A 16,542-nucleotide genomic window follows, 5' to 3' on the forward strand; every position below is an offset into this window, starting at 1 on the left:
GTTGCAGGTTGCAGGTTGCAGGTTGCAGGTTGCAGGTTGCAGGTTGCAGGTTGCAGGTTGCAGGTTGCAGGTTGTTTAGATGCCATTTCCCGTATCTCCACGCCGTCATTCTGAGCCGGAGGCGAAGAATCTCAGTAGTTCACTCGTGCTGCCACCGAGCCCGCCACGCGCATTTCAACTAACAACCTGCAACTGACAACCTGCAAACTCCTGTAAACTTCTGCCACCATGAAAGCCGACAACTTCGACCCGCGCATCGACGCCTACATCAACAAGTCCGCCCCCTTCGCCCAGCCCATCCTCACGCACCTGCGCGAGCTGGTCCACAAGGCCGTTCCCGACGTCGAGGAGAGCATCAAATGGTCAATGCCCTTCTTCACCTACAAGCGCCAGATGTTCGGCAACCTCGCCGCCTTCAAGCAGCACTGCAGCTTCGGCCTCTTCGGCGGAGCCATGAAGGCCTGGTTCAAGGAGCAGGGCATCGACGAAAACGGCATGGGCTCGATCGGCAAGATCACCAGCCTCAAAGACCTCCCGCCGAACAAGACGCTCACCGCGTACTGCAAGCAGGCCGCAGCCTTCATCGACGACGGCGCCAGGACCATGCAGCGCCCCAAAAAAGCCGCCCGCGCCGCCCCCGAGACCCCCACCGAATTAGCCGCCGCACTCAAAAAGAACAAGGCCGCGCAAAAAGTCTGGAACGACTTCAGCCCCTCCTGCCAGCGCGAGTACGCCGAATGGATCACCGAAGCCAAGCGCGCCGAGACCAAAGAAAAGCGCATTGTGCAGGCAATCGAATGGATCGCCGAAGGCAAGCAGCGCAACTGGAAGTACCAGAACTGCTGAGCAGGCAAGCTTGATCGAGAAACAGCCATGACCGATCGGCCACTTATCGCGAAAGAGCAGGCAGAGATTCGTGACGTGCTCGCCCGGATCAACGGCGCGTGGAGCAAGCTGCGAGGCGAGGCCATGACGGCCGCCCTGAACGAGTGTTTCGCCGAGGAGATCGTGATGCGCGGCCCTGGTTTCGTCTTTCTCGGCAAGGGTCGCGACTCCGCCGTCCAGAGCTATCACGACTTCGTCAATCAGGCTGAGGTGAAGAGCGTCCTGCTGGATGAACCTCAGATAGATGTAGCCGGTGAAACTGCGACAGCACAATACAAGTGGACGATGACCTACGTGTTGAATGGGCAGGAGTATACCGAGCGGGGGCATGACATCTTCGTCTTCGCACGGAGAGACGGCAAATGGCTCGCCATATGGCGTGCGTTGCTGCCAGAGCAGGCTGAGATTTCGTCTGATGCGGTGAACTGATTCAGGCCCTCTATATCGACAGGGAAGATCTCGATGCAAAGACGTCTGCTTCACCGCGTCCTTTTGATCGTCGGATTGGTGGCCTTCATTTTCGTCGTCGGCACAATTGGGTTTGTGCTCATCGAAGCCTATTCCTGGTTCGATGCCTTCTACATGACGCTCACGACGATAACCACCGTGGGCTATGCGGAGATTCGGGGTCTCAGCCGTGCCGGCCGCGTCTTCAACTCGTTCCTCATCCTGTTTGGCGTAAGTGCGATGTTCCTTGCGATTGGCGCCATGACGCAGACTATTATCGAACTCGAGTTGCAGGACCGATATGGCAAACGCAGAAAGAGACGCATGATCGAACAACTGCACGACCACTTCATCATCTGCGGCTTTGGGCGCGTAGGCCGAAACGCCGCGTATGAATTTCAGCGGGCCAACGTTCCTTTTCTGGTGATCGACCGCAGCGAGCAGCGCATCGAGAAGGCGACGAGCTCGGGAATGCTCGGGATTGTTGCTGATGCCACGCGTGACGACAGCCTTCGCGAAGCGGGCGTACTGCGAGCAAAGGGCCTGATTGCTGCCTTGCCCTCGGACGCCGAGAATCTCTTCATCATTCTCTCGGCGAAGACATTCAATCCGAAGCTGACCGTTGTCACGCGGGCTTCCGAGGAAGAATCTGAGGAGAAGCTGCGGCGCGCGGGAGCCGATACGGTGTTCACTCCGTATTCAATGACGGGACGTCAGCTGGCCGATTCGTTGCTAAGGCCCCACGTGGTGGAGTTCATGGACTTCGGGAGAAGTAACATCGGGCCAGAGCTCAGAATGGAGCAGGTCTGCGTCACTCCAAACGCAGAACTTACCCGCAAGACCTTGGGGCAGTTACTGGAGTTGCGAACGTCGGGCGTGATCGTGCTCGCGATTCGAAAGAAGGGTGGCGTGACGACGTTCAATCCGCCGCCTGAGTTTGAGATCTCGGCTGGCGACTTTCTGATCGTGATGGGCGAGCGTTCCAACCTCCAGCGGTTGGAACAGATTCTCACCAGCTAGCCCGGCCCAGCGTTTACGCTGCCAGCGGTTCCTGTCAGCGGAGGAAATCCAGAAAGCAGCCGTACTGTAATCGAATTGCTCCCTTGCTCTGGCATAATGGCGAAGGTTGAATCGCACGTCGCATCATCGGATTGTGTAAACGGGCCATACTTCAAGGAGCGCACAAGCCATGCCACAACCTGAAGCCACTCCCTCGTCTCTTCCGTTCTCCCCTTCACCGACGAAGCTCGAGGTTATAGTCATCCCCGTCTCGGATGTCGACCGCGCGAAGGAGTTCTATGGCAGGCTCGGGTGGCGGCTCGACGCCGACTTCGCCGCCGGTGACGACTTCCGCGTCATCCAGTTCACCCCACCTGGCTCCGGATGCTCGATCATCTTCGGCAAGAACGTCACCGCCGCACCACCCGGCTCAGCGCAGGGCCTGTACCTCATCGTCTCCGACATCGAGGCCGCATGTGCCGAACTGAACAGTCGCGGCGTCCAGGTAAGCGAGATCTTCCACGGCGCCGCTGTCGGGTACGGCGGCACGGACGAGCCCTACCTCTTCGGGCGGATCCGGGTCAGCGGCCCGAATCCTGAGCATCGCAGCTACCGCTCCTTCGCCTCCTTCCGTGATCCAGACGGCAACGGCTGGTTCTTCCAGGAGATCACCACTCGCCTCCCCGGCCGCATCGACTCCGGCGTGACCAGCTTCGCCTCAGTCACCGACCTTGCTGCCGCCCTCCGCCGCGCAGGTGCAGCTCACGGCGAGCACGAAAAACGAACCGGCGGCAAGTATGACGAGAACTGGTCCGACTGGTACGCCCAGTACATGGTCAGCGAACAATCCGGAGCAGAACCGCCGAAGTAACGACGCCTCTTTGCCGGGTGCCCCACATCTCGATTTTGAGATGTGGGTTCGTTCGAGCGAAAGCTCGAACCGCTTTCTCCACTCCGATCGAAAGTGTCATCCTGAGCGAAGTGATTCGCGAACGCGAACCACGCAGTCGAAGGATCTGCGGTTGACTGGGCTGCCACCACTCTCTCTCATCTCAGCTTGACCTTAACCAATTCCACAGCTTCCGCTGATATTCGAAGAACTCGGAACTGGGAACGGTCCACAAATAAACTCCCAGCGGCGCAACCACGATGAACCCCAGAATCGATATCCAATGCATGCCTGCGCTCCTGTCCCAACGCATGCTCCGAAATTTGCCCGAGATTACTTCGAAAAATCCGTGCCAAGCCCCTCCGCGCCGTACCCACTGACCTAACCCACGCAAAATCAAGACTTTGTCTACTTTGAGGGGGGAGGGGTACCATGCAGCAGCGCCCCACCCAGCTCGAGAAGTTGTAGTTCCCCATCCGGTCCGCGTAGACCGTCCAGAACATCGCGCCGATCATCTCCGGATAGCCCGTCGGCTCCCGCCGCTTGTACGTCGTGCCCGCCGGGGCCTTGCCGGTTGGTGCCCTTGTTTTGGCTGGCGCCCTCGAGAGGGGCGAGCGGGCCGTTTGAATCTTTATCTTGATGTCAAGCATCTTTATATCGCGATATGAGTGAGACGAAACAGACCGACACCAGCGCCGTTCACCTCTGGGTTGTTCTATGGAAGGCCTGGAGGGCCGTGGAGGCGCACGCGATTCGCAACATCGGACAGTTTGGGATGGTCGCGACGGACTTTGGCGTGCTGGAGGCGCTGCTGCACAAGGGCCCGCTGACGGTGAAGCAAATTGGGGAGAAGGTTCTGCTGACGAGCGGCTCGATGACGGCGGCGGTCGACCGGCTGGCTGCGCGCGGCCTGGTGGTACGCCGGGACGATGCGCGCGATCGGCGCGCACGGATTATCGAGCTGACGCCTGAGGGCCGTGAGCTGATCGAGCGCGCCTTTGCCTGCCACCGCGACGCGATGGAGCAGGCGCTCAAGCGATTCACAGAAGGAGAGCGCACCATGCTCCTTCCTCTGCTGCGCAGCCTTGGCCGCACGGCGGAGCAGAACTTCAACGCACTACCGCAGGACACAGGCGCCGATGGGCGCCGAGAGGAGTAACAGGCAATGACCATCGCAACGACCATCGCAACCACAACGCAGAAAAAGGTACTGGGAACCTACGGTCCGGGATCGAGCCACTGGGTTGGAGATGGCTTCCCTGTGCGCAATCTCTTCCCTTCGAACGGGCTTCAACTGGAGGTTTCGCCGTTCCTGATGCTGGACTACGCGGGGCCGCAGTACTTCAAGCCGGCGACTGCGCCGCGCGGCGTGGGCGAGCATCCGCACCGCGGGTTTGAGACGGTGACGATTGCGTACCAGGGCTCGGTGAGCCACCGCGACTCGTCGGGAAATGCGGGAACGATCGTTCCCGGCGACGTGCAGTGGATGACGGCTGCCTCGGGCGTGCTGCACGAGGAGATGCATGAGGCCGAGTTCACGAAGAACGGCGGCGTCTTCGAGATGATCCAGCTTTGGGTGAACCTGCCGGCGAAGGACAAGATGTCGAAGCCGGGCTACCAGGCGATCACGAGCGCGCAGATTCCGGTGGTGAAGCTTGCCGGCGGAGGGCATGTGCGCGTGATCGCGGGCGAGTTGAACGGAGAAGAGCTGGCTCCAGCGAAAGGCGCGGCGAAGACGTTTACCCCGTTGAACGTCTGGGATGTGATCCTGAAAGCGGGAGAGAAGGTTGAGCTGACGGTGCCGGAGGGCCACAACACGGCGGTCGTTCTGCGCAAGGGCGATGTGACGGTGAATGGCTCGGCAAAGCTGAGCGGCGAGGCGAAGATTGCGACGCTGGGCCGCGAGGGCGAGGCGGTGACGATCGAGGCGAAGGAGGACTCGCAGCTTGTGTTGTTGAGCGGCGAGCCGATCAACGAGCCGATTGCGAGCTATGGTCCGTTTGTGATGAATACGCGCGAGGAGATCATGCAGGCGGTGACTGATTTGAAGGCTGGCCGATTCGGGCGGCTGTAAGTGAACGCATAGAGGGGCCTCCCGATTAGGGAGGCCCTCTTAAATAAGCCGCTTCCCGTTACTACTCCAGCCTCGATGAGTGCATCGGCGATCATGCGCTCGTTGATATGAACGACTGGGATAATCGGATTGAGCCCGTTTGTCATTAACAATATATATACGGCCGGATCCTTGCGGAGGTTGCAGATTACGCTGAGCGCAGCTAAATTAGGTGCGAAAGTTGGAGCTGTCCATGAAAAGGCCCGTTCCCGCGGAATCTGCCTCTGCATTCATCGATGCGAAGATCAACGAACTTGGGGACTGGCGCGGGAAGACGCTCGCGAAGGTGCGCGAGATCATCCACAAGGCAGACCCTGAGATCGTCGAAGAGTTGAAGTGGGTCAAGCCGAGATCGCCGGGGACTCCCGTCTGGTCCCACGACGGCATCATCTGCACGGGAGAGACGTACAAGAACGTCGTCAAGATGACATTTGCCAAGGGAGCTGCGTTGAAGGACTCTTCCGGTCTATTCAACTCAAGCCTCGAGGGGAAGGTCAGGCGCGCCATCGACATCCACGAAGGCGACAAGGTCGATGAGACGGCCTTGAAGGATCTCATCCGCGCTGCAGTGGCGCTCAATCTCAATCTCAAGGCCAAAGCCAGGAGCAAACCGAAGCCCCAACGAGCGAGCAGCAAGCGGGCCGACTAGCTTCGTCGCCGCTCCCGGCCATATCTTCTCCCAAAGGGGGAAGAGCCTCGGCACCTGCCTCATAGCCAAGCAGTTCGGCGTCGCGGCCCCGAGCTGATCGCCGAAGGGCGCTCGGTTATATCGCGGAATTCCCAAGCCGATTTTCTATCAGGGCTTATCGATCCTCGATAAGTGTTACTGCGACAACGCAACAAGTTTAAGGAAGGATAGTCCAATGATTAGGGGATGATAGCCCGCCAATGGCAACGCAAAAGATACGTCGCAATAAGGAGGCAGGTATTTGAGAAGCTGGTCACTCCTTCTTTTGCTCGCATCCAGCCTGTTCGCCGCTGGTCAGAACCGCAACATTAGCACTGCCCAATCCCCTCAATCGAGTCAAGCATCTCAAGTCGAGGAGCCGGCTGCGGTGAAGCGGGAGCCCGACGAGTTGAGACAGCAGCTTGACGTAGACGCAGCCGCGTTGTCGAAGATTCCGGCCGATCCGCTTATCCGGCCTGATCCCGTGGCGCCGTTCCTTCAGCCGGTAGATAAGCTCACTGACCGTGTTGTTCAATCCGAGCGCCTGAAGTTTGGCGCAACCTATACGTTTCTGAATCACTACGCGACGATTACGCCGGACGGTACAAGGCACAACCAGCTCAGCGGACGGCTCGATTTCACGGGGGCATGGTCTGTGTACGATCATGGAAGCACCGCCGGATCGATCAGCCTGCTCGTGCGTTCCGGCACAAACATCGGCATCAGTCAGCAATTCAATCTCAGCGACAGGCTTGGCTCAGGCCTGTATCTGAACTGTCTGCAGGGCGGGGGTCCGCAAGAGCCTATCACCTTGAACGTCCTCTACTGGCGTCAGGATTTCCTGAGGAAGAGGCTTTCCTTTTATGTGGGCAAGATCCATCCCAATGAGTTTGTGAGTCTCAGCATGTTCAACAACGACGAACGAACACAGTTCTTAAACGGGGCGAACGACGGCAATCTGGCAGTTGCTTCGGATGGGACCTATGCAGGTGGCGGCGCGGTTGAATTTCAAGCTACCCGGCATGTTTACATTCATGCTATTACCGTGGACACGGAGGGAGCTCAACAGAGAAACATAGAGACGCTGGTCGATCGAAAGTATGCGGAAGGTGTTGAGGTGGGGTGGAGATCAGGATCACTGGGTGAAACGTACCGGCATTATCGTATCGGCATGTGGCGAGATGACACCAAAAACAACGGGAGCGGCTATGGAGGCGGCATTGGGTTCGACCACGAACTTTCCAATGGCTGGACCCCGTTCGGAAGGTTTGGCGTCAGCACCAGCACCGGGACCGCTATCAAACAGATCATGGGAATCGGTCTGGCTCGGGTGCGTCCGTTCGGACGTCGAGGAGACCTGTTCGCAATGGCGTTCAACTATAGCGTAGCCAGTCAGGGGAAACGTCATGAAAGCGTGTTCGAATCGTTTTATCGCCTCCGTCTCACTCAAAGCGTAAACATTGGCCCGGATCTTGAGGTCTCCATCCATCCTACCTACGCAACGAAAGCGTACACGACGACTCTTCTCGGCGCGAGGATGCAGATTATCTTCTAGTGCCGATGTTTGAAGTCGCAGCAAGAGCAAATAGACGGTATCTGCGAACCGCCTTACGCCGTGCGGGTTTCGGGCGTACTCTCATCCTCACTTCTCCGTTAGCGTGCCGCGACTTGCTGGCACGTTTCGGCTCCGGGCCCCGCTTTAGGGAGTAGGGGGAGGGGTTGTATGGCCCGTCTGGCAAAGTTCGTTCTTCCGGATGGAAGCTCGATCGTCGCCGAGGTGGACGACGAGTCCATCGACAGTTCGCGCATCATGCGCGGTGGGACTGTCGCTTCGTCGGAGATGGTGGTCAAGGCGAATGAGACGTTCGAGTCGGCGCTGGATCGCGTGCGCTGGGCAGCGGAGGGGCTGCTCGCGCGGCTCACCTCACTCGCCAGCCCTCCCGACGAGGTTGCGGTCGAGTTCGGAGTAAAGCTGAACGCCGAGACGGGCGCGGTGATTGCCAAGGCAGCGACGGAGGCGAACTTCAGGATCAACCTGAAGTGGACTCGCGCGAGCGCGAACTACACGGCCGTAGACAGTGGGAACCCGAGGGAGGAGGAGTCATGCTCCGCCACTATGACGACTTCGAGATTGTGATTCAACCTTCGGGCGAGCGCTACGTGATCCAACTGCTGGGGTCGCCGGCGGGGGAGGGAAGAGGAGAGTTCGCGCTGCCGTTCACGCATGTGGAGCTGTCGAATTTTTACAGCCGCATTGGGCAGGTGCGGCGCATCACGCGGCGCGCGCGGATGCTCCGGATGTGGATGCGGCGAAGCGTTTGGCGATCAGTTGTTTCGCTCCGTCTTTACGGGCGAACTGCTGGGGCAGCTTCGTTCGAGCATCGACCACGCGCGCGAGCGCGGGCATGGGCTGCGCATACGGCTGCGGCTGAAGGGAGTGCCTGAGCTGGCGGAGCTGCCGTGGGAGTTTCTGTACGACCAGGAGCAGGATCATTTTCTGGCTACCTCGACGACGACGCCGATGGTTCGGTACCTCGATCTGCCGCAGGCGGTGGGGCCACTGCGGGCGAAGCTTCCGCTGCGGGTGCTGGTGGTGATCTCGGGGCCGCGCAACCTGCCGGCGCTGGACGCAGAGGGCGAGTGGGAGCGGCTGAAGCAGACGCTTGGGCCGCTGGAGGCGGCGGGGTGGATTGTGCTGGAGCGGCTGCCGTGCGCGACGCTGGATGCGCTGCGACGGCGGGCGCGCGGCGAGCCGTCCACATCCTGCACTTCATCGGGCATGGTGGCTTCGACGAGGTTGCGGGCGATGGCGTGTTGCACTTCGAGAGTCCGCAGGGGATGAACGATCCGATCCCGGGGCAGCTTCTGGGCAACGTGCTGCGCGATCATGACTGTCTGCGGCTGGCGGTGCTGAATGCGTGCGAGGGAGCGCGGCAGTCGAATAAGGACCCGTTCTCGGGAGCGGCGCAGAGCCTGTGCCAGCAGCGGCTGCTGCGCTCGCCGAATGGATTGTTGTTTGAGGTGCAGCGGCGGGCGCGGGCTGCTGTCGTTGAGCCGAAGCCTGAGGTGAAGGCTGTGCCACAGGCGGCTGCGGTTCCAGTTGCGCGGCCGGAGCCACCGCGAGCAGCGTGGCTGAGGAGCAGCGCAGGCACGAGGAGGAGGCTCGCGAGGAGCAGCGCCGCGCGGAGTTGAAGCGTGAGGAGCGGGCTCGGCGCGAGCGCGAGACGGCAGCCACTCTGGCGGCTGCGGCTGATGTGATCAAGGCGCCTCCTCCTCCTCCGCCCGCTGCGAGACAGCCGGTGGCGTTCGCCCAAAGCATCGAGCCGTCTAAGAAGAGTTCGCACCGCGTGAGGAATGTCATCCTGGGCGTGCTGGGCGTGATCGTTGGGCTGTTTGTCGCGCTGGTCATCCTTGCTATTATTCGAGTCGAATAATAGCGGAAAGAAGAAGATGCCTCTGCTGAACGAGTCTGCGGAGTCGCTGGTGGCTTCGGCGGATCAGCTCTTCGCCAAGGGCGACTACGACAATGCGATTGAGAGCTATCGGAGGGCGATTGCGCGCGACGACACGGTGGCGGATGCGCACTGAGGTGGCGAAAACGGAGAGAAGAAGGAGTAGCTTGCGCGAGGCGGCTACGGCTGCCGCTGAAGGTACTCCACGCTGCGACGGACACCTTCGGGGTGGGGAGTCTTGCTGAGTGGGCCGAGAAGGTTTGTGAGTGTAGAGTCGTCGAGCAGCACGGGCGTGGTCAGCAGGTAGTGCATCTCCACCATCTCGCGCATCAGCGGGTTGAAGAGGCCCATCACGCGCAGCAGGGTCTTGCCGGCAACGCGGATCTTCGGCTTGCGCCCGGTGATGGCGAAGGCCATCTCGGCCATTTGGCGCTGCGTGGTGGCGCCCGCGCCGGCGAGGTTCCACCAGCGTCCGCGCGCCTCGGGCTTCGCGGCGAGGTCGAGCGCGACGGGGCCGACGTCGGGGACGAAGACGAACTCGTGGGGCGGGTCGATGGGGCCGATCATGTTGGCGGTGCCGCCGTGCGCGGCAGCATGGAAGGCACCATCGAGAAAACTTTTGTTCACGCCCGGGCCGTAGAAGTCCGGAAGCCGCAGCACCACGCCTTCGATCTTTCCGGCGGCGTCGGCGGCGAGCAGAACGTCCTCCTGCTCCTTGCGCTTCTTGCCTTTGAAGGTGGTGGGATTGCGCGGATGGCCTTCGGTGACCTTCGCGGTCTGCGGCAGACCGTAGGGATAGACGGTTCCGATGAGGAGGATGCGGCGGACATCTTCAGCGATAGCGCCGTCGAGCGTCTTCTGCATGATGACCGGATGCAGGTCGAAGCGGTGATAGGGGACGCCGACGAGGTAGATGAGGGTGTCGATGCCGCGCGCTGCGGCACGCACAGAGGCTGAGTCGTCGGGGTCCCAGGTGACGATCTCGGGCTTCGGTGCCCTGGAATCGACTGGGCCACCGAAGGCCTCTTCGAGGCGTGCGCGGTCGCGGCCTACGACGCGGTACTCCTGGCCGCGCTGGTGGAGTGTGTCGGCGAGGGTCTTGCCGATGGCTCCGGCGGCTCCGAACAAAGCTGTCTTTCCCATGAGGGCTCTCCTTTGGGCCTCTTTTGTGAACGGAGTTCATAAATATGAACAATGTTCACTAAACACTGTTCAGTTTATACTTCCTTCTATGCCTGTCAAGGGAGAAGTGACGAGATCGCAGGAACGCCGCGAACAGGCACGTGAGAACCTTCGCCAGGAGATTCTTACCGTTTCGCGGAAGATCATTACCGACGAGGGCTTTGGCGCACTGACGATGCGCAAGCTCGCCGAGCGGATCGGCTACTCTCCGGCCGCGATCTACCTGCACTTCCGCAATCGCGACGAGATTGCCCACGAGGTGAGTCGGGCTGGGTATGCCGATCTGTTTGCCGCGCTGTCTGCTGCGGTCGCGGCGAAACCGAGCGATGCGGCCTCGCGACTTCGTGCCTTGTGCGAGGCGTATGTGCGGTTTGGGCTGGAGAATCCGCAGACCTACTCACTGATCTTCATGGAGGACCCTGCGTATCTCGCAGCCGTTCTCGCGCGTCCCGCGGCGGACGATCCGGGAGCGCGTGCCTACGGGCTGCTGGTGGAGGCGGCGGAGGCAGTGATGCGCGCCGGCCGGCGGCTGCCGAAGGTGGGCAAGCCTGCCCGCGCTGCGACGGCGGTTGAGTTCGCCGAGACGATCTGGGCGGGGCTTCATGGCATCGTGAGTCTGAAGCTCACGTGTCCGGCTTTTCCCACGGCGCCGGCTGAGATTCTGACGACTCTGATGGTCGAGTCTCTGCTGGGAGACAGCGGGGGCAATGGAACTTTCAGGAGAGCTGCCAAGGCCTCGAATGGAAGGCATTGACCTCCCGACGATTACAGCGGACTTCCCGTCGCAAAGATCTGCTCCGGCTTGGTTGCGATGACGCGGTAGAGCGCGAACTGGCGTGAGGACTGTCCGCGAAGCTCGAAGAGCAGGCTGGCGCGATTGCTCGCCTCGACGTCGACGGCGTCGATGAGGCGCATCCAGGGTGTGCGGTCGAGGTGCGCGGCGTCGGTGACGCTTGCCATGGCGACCTTCACCTCGCCCATGGCGTCGGCCTGCGCGACGACGGTGACGTAGCGCATTACGGAGTCGTGCTCCACAGTGTGGGCCATGTAGACGTAGGTGGGGGCGCCGCCGTAGCTGAGAAGATAGCCCTTCAACTCTTCGTTGGCGAGCGTGACGGGAGCGGGTCCCTTCGCGGGGGCGCGGCGTCCTTTTGCAGTGGAGGTCGAGGAGGGTTTCGCGCTTGCAGTGGGGGTCTTCGTAGCGGGCGCGGTCGGCTCAGGAGCGGTCTTCGCGGCGGTTGGAACTCCACGCTTCAATGTGGGAGGTCCGCCGTCGGTGTTGGCGCTGGGAGTGATGGTTGTGGTGGGAACAGTGCCGGTGGATGCGATGGCGGACGGAGGCGTGATGCCCGGCACGATGCCGTAGTCAGCGAGTTTAGCGCGGGCGAAGGCCTGCATCTTTGCGAGGACAGTGGCGCGTTCGTCGGTGCTCTCCCATGGCCGCGCGAAGGGGTGCGGCGCGCGATTCTTGGCATCGGAGACGGCGACCATCTGGTGCAGGTCTTTGGGGATGCCGAGGAGCTTCGGCATATCGGCGGAGCTGCCCTCGCCGGCATTGCCGTGATGCAGCGTGGGACGGTCGGGATCGTCATTGAGCGAGCCGGCGGCCGTGACGGTGGCGACGTCGTTCTTCTTACGCTCCTTCGCGGCGGCCTTTTCGTCTTCAGGGGAGCGGCGCTTAAGGGTGGGGCGGTCGGCCTCGTCGTCAGAAGAGGTCGTAGAAGGGGTCTGGCTGGAGGCTCCGTCTGTCGAGGCATCGCTTGTGTCTCGGCGCTTCATTGTCGGGCGGTCGGTGTCTTCGGTAGTGGAGGATGTGTCGGTCTTCTTCGACGTGTCGGTTGGCGAATTCGCTCCGGTAGAGCTTGCGGGCTTGTTGGTGTCGCCGCTACCGTTGCTGAAGTGCGGCCGGTCGGAGTCGTTCTTCGAGCTGGTGATGACGGGCAGGTTCTTCGAGGGCTTGAGCGTGGCGGCGGTGCTTCTGTGCTGCGCGGCGGGAGGCTTGTAGCTGCCGTAGCCCGTCCAGCCCTCGTCGAAGGCCGGGCCGGGCGCGCCGTCGGGAAGCGTCGTCTTCACGGCCGACTCGAGCTCAACCAGTCCTTTGGCGAGCCCGGCATCTTCGAGCTCGTACACGTTGCCGGAGACGAGGGCGAAGGGGACCGGGCGGGGAAGGTAGACTCCGGCGTCCTGCAACTGGCCGTCGATGAAGACCGTCACCGGCACCAGGCGGCTGCCAGTGGGCTTGGTGAGGTCGCCCGTCCACTCGTAGACGCCGACGGCGCGCACTACCGTGTCGGGCGAGGTGACCTTGTGAGTCTGGGCCCGGGAAGTGCCTGCTGCGAGGAGAGCTGCGAGCGTTCCGCCGAAGAGAATCGTCGTTTTCATATACGTCACGAGTTTAGACGCAGCGCGCGCCGGGACAGCGTAGCGTCGCCGCCGGTGTCGGGGCGGGGACTGAATTCGTTAGTATTGCAGTCAATGTCCTCCATGCCGAACTCTGCTTTGCTTGATGTAGAAGGCCTGTCGGTTGCCTTTCAGGGCAGGCCGGCAGTTGAGGGCATCTCCTTCCACATCAACGAGGGCGAGACGCTGGGGCTGGTGGGTGAATCGGGCTCGGGCAAGTCGGCGGCGTCGCTGGCTGTGCTTCGACTGTTGCCGCCGACGGCTACGGTCAGCGGCCGCATCCGCTTTTCGGGGGAGGACCTGCTTGCGCTGCCGGAGGAGGCCATGCGAAGGCATCGCGGGCGGAGCATGGCGATGATCTTTCAGGAGCCAATGACGGCGCTGAATCCGGTGATGCCGGTGGGTGCGCAGATCGCGGAGGCGGTGCGGGCGCACCATCCTGAGCTGTCTGGGCGCGACGTGCGGGAGCGCGTGGTAGAGGCGATGCGCGAGGTCGCGCTGCCGGAGCCTGAGAGGCGGTTCTCCGACTATCCGCACCAGTTCTCGGGTGGGCAGCGGCAGCGGATTTTGATTGCGATGGCGATCGTGAACCGGCCTCGGCTGCTGATCGCGGACGAGCCGACGACGGCGCTGGATGTGACGGTGCAGGCGCAGATTCTTGCGCTGCTGAACCGCCTGCGCGCGAGCCACAATCTGTCGATGCTGTTTATCTCGCACGATCTTGCGGTGGTGTCGCAGGTTGCGGATCGGGTGGCGGTGATGCAGCACGGGCACATCGTGGAGCAGGCGCCGGCGGCGCAGTTGTTTTGCTCGCCGCAGCATGCATACACGCGCCGGCTGCTGGCGTCGGCTCCTACGATGCAGACGGACCGGACGCGGCCGCTGGCCACACTCGCGTGAAACGCGAAACGCAAGTAGACTTATCGACGGGCCGGCAGGCCAGATGGACCGCATGCGAGCCCTGATTCTCTCTGACATTCACGGTAACTTGGAGGCGCTCAACGCCGCGCTGGACGCGGCGGGTGAGTACGACACGGTTTGGAACCTGGGCGACGTGGTCGGCTACGGCGCCAGCCCCAACGAGGTCATCGACATCGTGCGCGAGCGCGCGCAGATCAACGTGCGTGGCAATCACGATCGCGTGTGCTGCGGGCTCGCCTCGGCGCTGGGGTTCAACCCGGTGGCGCGTGCGGCGGCAATGTGGACGCGCGACGAGATGACGGCCGCAAATCGTGAGTGGCTGGCCGCGGTTCCCGCGGGCCCCATCACGCCGGCGGAGATGCCTAGTGTGACGCTGGCGCATGGCTCGCCGCTGAACGAGGACCAGTACATCCTGACGATGAGGGATGCGTGGGCTCCGCTGCATCAGATCGGCACGACGATCACGTTCATCGGCCACACGCATCTGCAGGGAGGCTTCGCGCAGCGCGATCCGGATTGGCACGAGCTTCGTCCGCAGTACAAGACGCGCAACGAGGCCGAGAGCTGGACGCTGTCGTTGCCGGAGAGCACGCGCCACCTGATCAATCCGGGCTCGATCGGGCAGCCTCGGGATTGCGACTGGCGCGCGGCGTTCGCGATCTATGACACCATTGCAAACGAAGTGATCTTCCGCCGCGTGCCCTATGACCTGACGGCGGCGCAGGGACGGATTCTGATGGCGGGATTGCCGGAGAAGCTGGCGGCTCGGTTGCGTGAGGGACGATAAGAACGTTTGAACGAAGCTGCTGGCGCGGCGGACGCTACGCGTGCGATACTCCGGACATCATGGGCTGCCAAAGCGTCCTGAATCGACTTTCGGCCTATTTTGCTAACTCTAATTCGTTCAACATGTTGCCTGCGAAAGTCGATTCAATTCCCATAGCCTGACCGCATCCCCCGCAAACGCCAGCGGCTTCCTTCAAACGACCCTATCAAAACTGCCCCGGAAGATACGACCCCGGATCTCCCCACGTGTCTCTGGCCGGGGCAGCCCTGATAGGGTCCTATCGTTTTTGAGGACTTATCTTGCGATTCGGCAAATCCGCTTCGGCAGGATTTTTAACCCTTTGGCCTGTAGCGCCAGCCGAAGCTCGTTTCCACCCGCCTTATCGCGCCCATGTCTATCTGGCTGGACAGGGACTTCCTGAATACTCTGGCTTCCTGTACTCAATTATTGAGCCGTAACTGATTGAGGATTTCAATACACGCAAGTCTCCGACTGCCGTGGGCAGCTTTGCTTTTCTAACCCTCAAGTTGGCTATAGTCGATTGAGGAGTCTTCGGTGATCGTTCGGGATAGGCCAACTTTCTGGGAGCTGATCGGCATGTGGCGACTGTCGATACTACGCCGCATTGCGCCTCAGATCGTCAGTATATTGCTGTGGTCCTGCCTCGTGACGTGGGTGGACAGTCGCTATGCCGTGGTACTTCGGGGATGGACAGTCGCGCCGTTCACACTGCTTGGCGTGGCCCTGTCTATCTTTCTGGGCTTTCGCAACAGCGCGTGCTACGACCGCTGGTGGGAGGCCCGACGTCAGCTTGGCGGGATGATAGGCGAAATGCGTTCGTTCGCTCGTATCTGTGTCAGTTTGCCGAAAATCCATCAAACGGACCTTGAAGCGCTGGTGCGCGACGCTATTACATACACCTATGAGCTCATGTATGTACTACGCAAGGCACCGCGACCGAGTCCTTTGTCTGCGGAGATTCCAAACACACGCAATGTTCCCGACCACATCCTGCGCAGACTCGGCCTTCGTGTGGCTGCGCAGCTTGAGAAAGGTGTTATCGGTGAACCAGTTTATAAGCTGTTGGAAGAAAGGCTGACAGCGTTCACGGACTTCCAGGTGGCGTGCGAACGCATACGCTCAACACCGACGCCGTTCACCTACACTCTACTGATTCATCGAACCGCTTACGCATATTGCTTCCTCCTGCCATTCGGGCTCGCGGGCACGATGGGATGGGCAACACCGTTGTTCACGGGCCTCGTAGCATACGCGTTTTTCGGCCTGGATGCACTCGGGGACGAACTGGAAGACCCGTTTGGCGACCACGTCAATGCGCTCCCGCTGCTAGCATTGGCCCGAACGATAGAAATCAATCTGCTGGAAGCGATTGGTGCCGACGAGGTCCCGGAATTCCTGCAACCAATAGATTCCGTCTTGACATGACGGAAAGTCTCAAGGCGTGACCGCTCGAAGTTCCCGGCGTATGTGCGCATGCGGTGATGCCATTCGATAATGACGGCATGGGAGCGAAGCCTGGAACAAGAACTCAGCTCGCGCCAGTCGGAGACGCAAAGTAAGTTGAACTTCTGCTGCCCATAGGAAAGTGAAAGAAAACTGAGCAACGGAACAGCGCGATTCGTCTTTCGAGGGGAAATGGCTCCCGAGACACGACACTCGAAACTGCACAAGGATTCATAACGAAATGTTGGCTAGGCGCCAATAATCTGGAAGTGTCGCATCGCGGAATGCGGCGGCGTTTTCGGTACCTATTCTGGAGCTAGACCCAAGTGGCGCTCA

The 16,542-nt window shown here is 61.1% G+C and carries 19 protein-coding genes; 17 read left to right on the plus strand and 2 right to left on the minus strand.

Annotation, left to right across the window (positions count from 1 at the left end; translation table 11 throughout):
- Nucleotides 1–228 precede the first annotated feature (228 nt).
- The 13 genes from Q363_RS02400 to Q363_RS40015 all read left to right on the plus strand — a co-directional run bounded on the left by Q363_RS02400 (nucleotide 229) and on the right by Q363_RS40015 (nucleotide 9,588).
- On the plus strand, nucleotides 229–846 hold the full coding sequence (locus Q363_RS02400; protein ID WP_035347498.1) for a YdeI/OmpD-associated family protein: 618 nt from the start codon (nucleotides 229–231) through the stop codon (nucleotides 844–846).
- A gap of 27 nt (nucleotides 847–873) precedes the next feature.
- Nucleotides 874–1,314, plus strand: coding sequence for a nuclear transport factor 2 family protein (locus tag Q363_RS02405; protein WP_035347499.1), 441 nt, complete (start codon nucleotides 874–876; stop codon nucleotides 1,312–1,314).
- A 33-nt stretch (nucleotides 1,315–1,347) separates the two neighbouring features.
- Nucleotides 1,348–2,352, plus strand: a complete 1,005-nt coding sequence (locus Q363_RS02410) for a potassium channel family protein (RefSeq protein ID WP_035347501.1) — start codon at nucleotides 1,348–1,350, stop codon at nucleotides 2,350–2,352.
- A 169-nt stretch (nucleotides 2,353–2,521) separates the two neighbouring features.
- Nucleotides 2,522–3,202 carry a VOC family protein gene (locus Q363_RS02415; protein WP_035347502.1) on the plus strand — a complete coding sequence of 227 codons (681 nt, stop codon included), beginning with the start codon at nucleotides 2,522–2,524 and terminating at the stop codon, nucleotides 3,200–3,202.
- 682 nt (nucleotides 3,203–3,884) lie between these two features.
- A complete protein-coding gene (locus Q363_RS02425) occupies nucleotides 3,885–4,379 on the plus strand; it encodes a MarR family winged helix-turn-helix transcriptional regulator (protein WP_051978254.1) in 495 nt (164 codons plus the stop codon).
- Between the two features lie 6 nt (nucleotides 4,380–4,385).
- Complete coding sequence (locus Q363_RS02430; RefSeq protein WP_051978255.1) at nucleotides 4,386–5,294, plus strand: pirin family protein; 909 nt, start codon at nucleotides 4,386–4,388, stop codon at nucleotides 5,292–5,294.
- A 232-nt stretch (nucleotides 5,295–5,526) separates the two neighbouring features.
- A complete protein-coding gene (locus tag Q363_RS02435; protein ID WP_035347505.1) occupies nucleotides 5,527–5,982 on the plus strand; it encodes a DUF1801 domain-containing protein in 456 nt (151 codons plus the stop codon).
- 406 nt (nucleotides 5,983–6,388) lie between these two features.
- A complete protein-coding gene (locus tag Q363_RS02440; protein WP_245631987.1) occupies nucleotides 6,389–7,555 on the plus strand; it encodes a carbohydrate porin in 1,167 nt (388 codons plus the stop codon).
- Nucleotides 7,556–7,723: 168 nt separating this feature from the next.
- Nucleotides 7,724–8,137 carry a CU044_2847 family protein gene (locus Q363_RS02445; protein WP_051978256.1) on the plus strand — a complete coding sequence of 138 codons (414 nt, stop codon included), beginning with the start codon at nucleotides 7,724–7,726 and terminating at the stop codon, nucleotides 8,135–8,137.
- 192 nt (nucleotides 8,138–8,329) lie between these two features.
- The gene (locus Q363_RS02450) at nucleotides 8,330–8,842 is read left to right on the plus strand and encodes a hypothetical protein (protein WP_157466480.1); all 513 of its coding nucleotides are present in this window, start codon (nucleotides 8,330–8,332) and stop codon (nucleotides 8,840–8,842) included.
- Entirely contained in the window at nucleotides 8,839–9,192 is a 354-nt protein-coding gene (locus Q363_RS02455; protein ID WP_035347510.1) for a hypothetical protein, read from the plus strand. Before Q363_RS02450 ends, Q363_RS02455 begins: the two co-directional genes overlap by 4 nt.
- Nucleotides 9,189–9,434 carry a hypothetical protein gene (locus Q363_RS02460; protein ID WP_035347512.1) on the plus strand — a complete coding sequence of 82 codons (246 nt, stop codon included), beginning with the start codon at nucleotides 9,189–9,191 and terminating at the stop codon, nucleotides 9,432–9,434. Before Q363_RS02455 ends, Q363_RS02460 begins: the two co-directional genes overlap by 4 nt.
- Before the next feature lie 16 nt (nucleotides 9,435–9,450).
- Nucleotides 9,451–9,588 carry a tetratricopeptide repeat protein gene (locus Q363_RS40015; RefSeq protein WP_157466481.1) on the plus strand — a complete coding sequence of 46 codons (138 nt, stop codon included), beginning with the start codon at nucleotides 9,451–9,453 and terminating at the stop codon, nucleotides 9,586–9,588.
- A 44-nt stretch (nucleotides 9,589–9,632) separates the two neighbouring features.
- Here Q363_RS40015 and Q363_RS02465 read toward each other — a convergent pair whose 3' ends face one another.
- Nucleotides 9,633–10,595 carry an NAD-dependent epimerase/dehydratase family protein gene (locus tag Q363_RS02465; protein WP_035347514.1) on the minus strand — a complete coding sequence of 321 codons (963 nt, stop codon included), beginning with the start codon at nucleotides 10,593–10,595 and terminating at the stop codon, nucleotides 9,633–9,635.
- A gap of 106 nt (nucleotides 10,596–10,701) precedes the next feature.
- Here Q363_RS02465 and Q363_RS02470 point away from each other — a divergent pair, with 106 nt between their 5' ends.
- The gene (locus Q363_RS02470; RefSeq protein ID WP_051978257.1) at nucleotides 10,702–11,388 is read left to right on the plus strand and encodes a TetR/AcrR family transcriptional regulator; all 687 of its coding nucleotides are present in this window, start codon (nucleotides 10,702–10,704) and stop codon (nucleotides 11,386–11,388) included.
- Nucleotides 11,389–11,399: 11 nt separating this feature from the next.
- Here the strand turns inward: Q363_RS02470 and Q363_RS02475 are convergent, their stop codons facing one another.
- Nucleotides 11,400–13,016, minus strand: coding sequence for a hypothetical protein (locus Q363_RS02475; RefSeq protein ID WP_035347516.1), 1,617 nt, complete (start codon nucleotides 13,014–13,016; stop codon nucleotides 11,400–11,402).
- Nucleotides 13,017–13,118: 102 nt separating this feature from the next.
- On the opposite strand from Q363_RS02475, the gene Q363_RS02480 reads away from it, so the two are divergent.
- From Q363_RS02480 to Q363_RS02490, 3 genes are all read left to right on the plus strand, one after another.
- Nucleotides 13,119–13,934: an ATP-binding cassette domain-containing protein gene (locus tag Q363_RS02480; RefSeq protein ID WP_084079902.1), complete on the plus strand. Its 816-nt coding sequence runs from the start codon at nucleotides 13,119–13,121 to the stop codon at nucleotides 13,932–13,934.
- A 43-nt stretch (nucleotides 13,935–13,977) separates the two neighbouring features.
- Complete coding sequence (locus Q363_RS02485; protein ID WP_342667373.1) at nucleotides 13,978–14,742, plus strand: metallophosphoesterase family protein; 765 nt, start codon at nucleotides 13,978–13,980, stop codon at nucleotides 14,740–14,742.
- Between the two features lie 555 nt (nucleotides 14,743–15,297).
- A complete protein-coding gene (locus tag Q363_RS02490) occupies nucleotides 15,298–16,188 on the plus strand; it encodes a bestrophin family protein (protein ID WP_035347518.1) in 891 nt (296 codons plus the stop codon).
- Nucleotides 16,189–16,542: the final 354 nt, after the last annotated feature.

The organism is Edaphobacter aggregans DSM 19364 (genome assembly GCF_000745965.1).
Lineage (GTDB): Bacteria > Acidobacteriota > Terriglobia > Terriglobales > Acidobacteriaceae > Edaphobacter > Edaphobacter aggregans.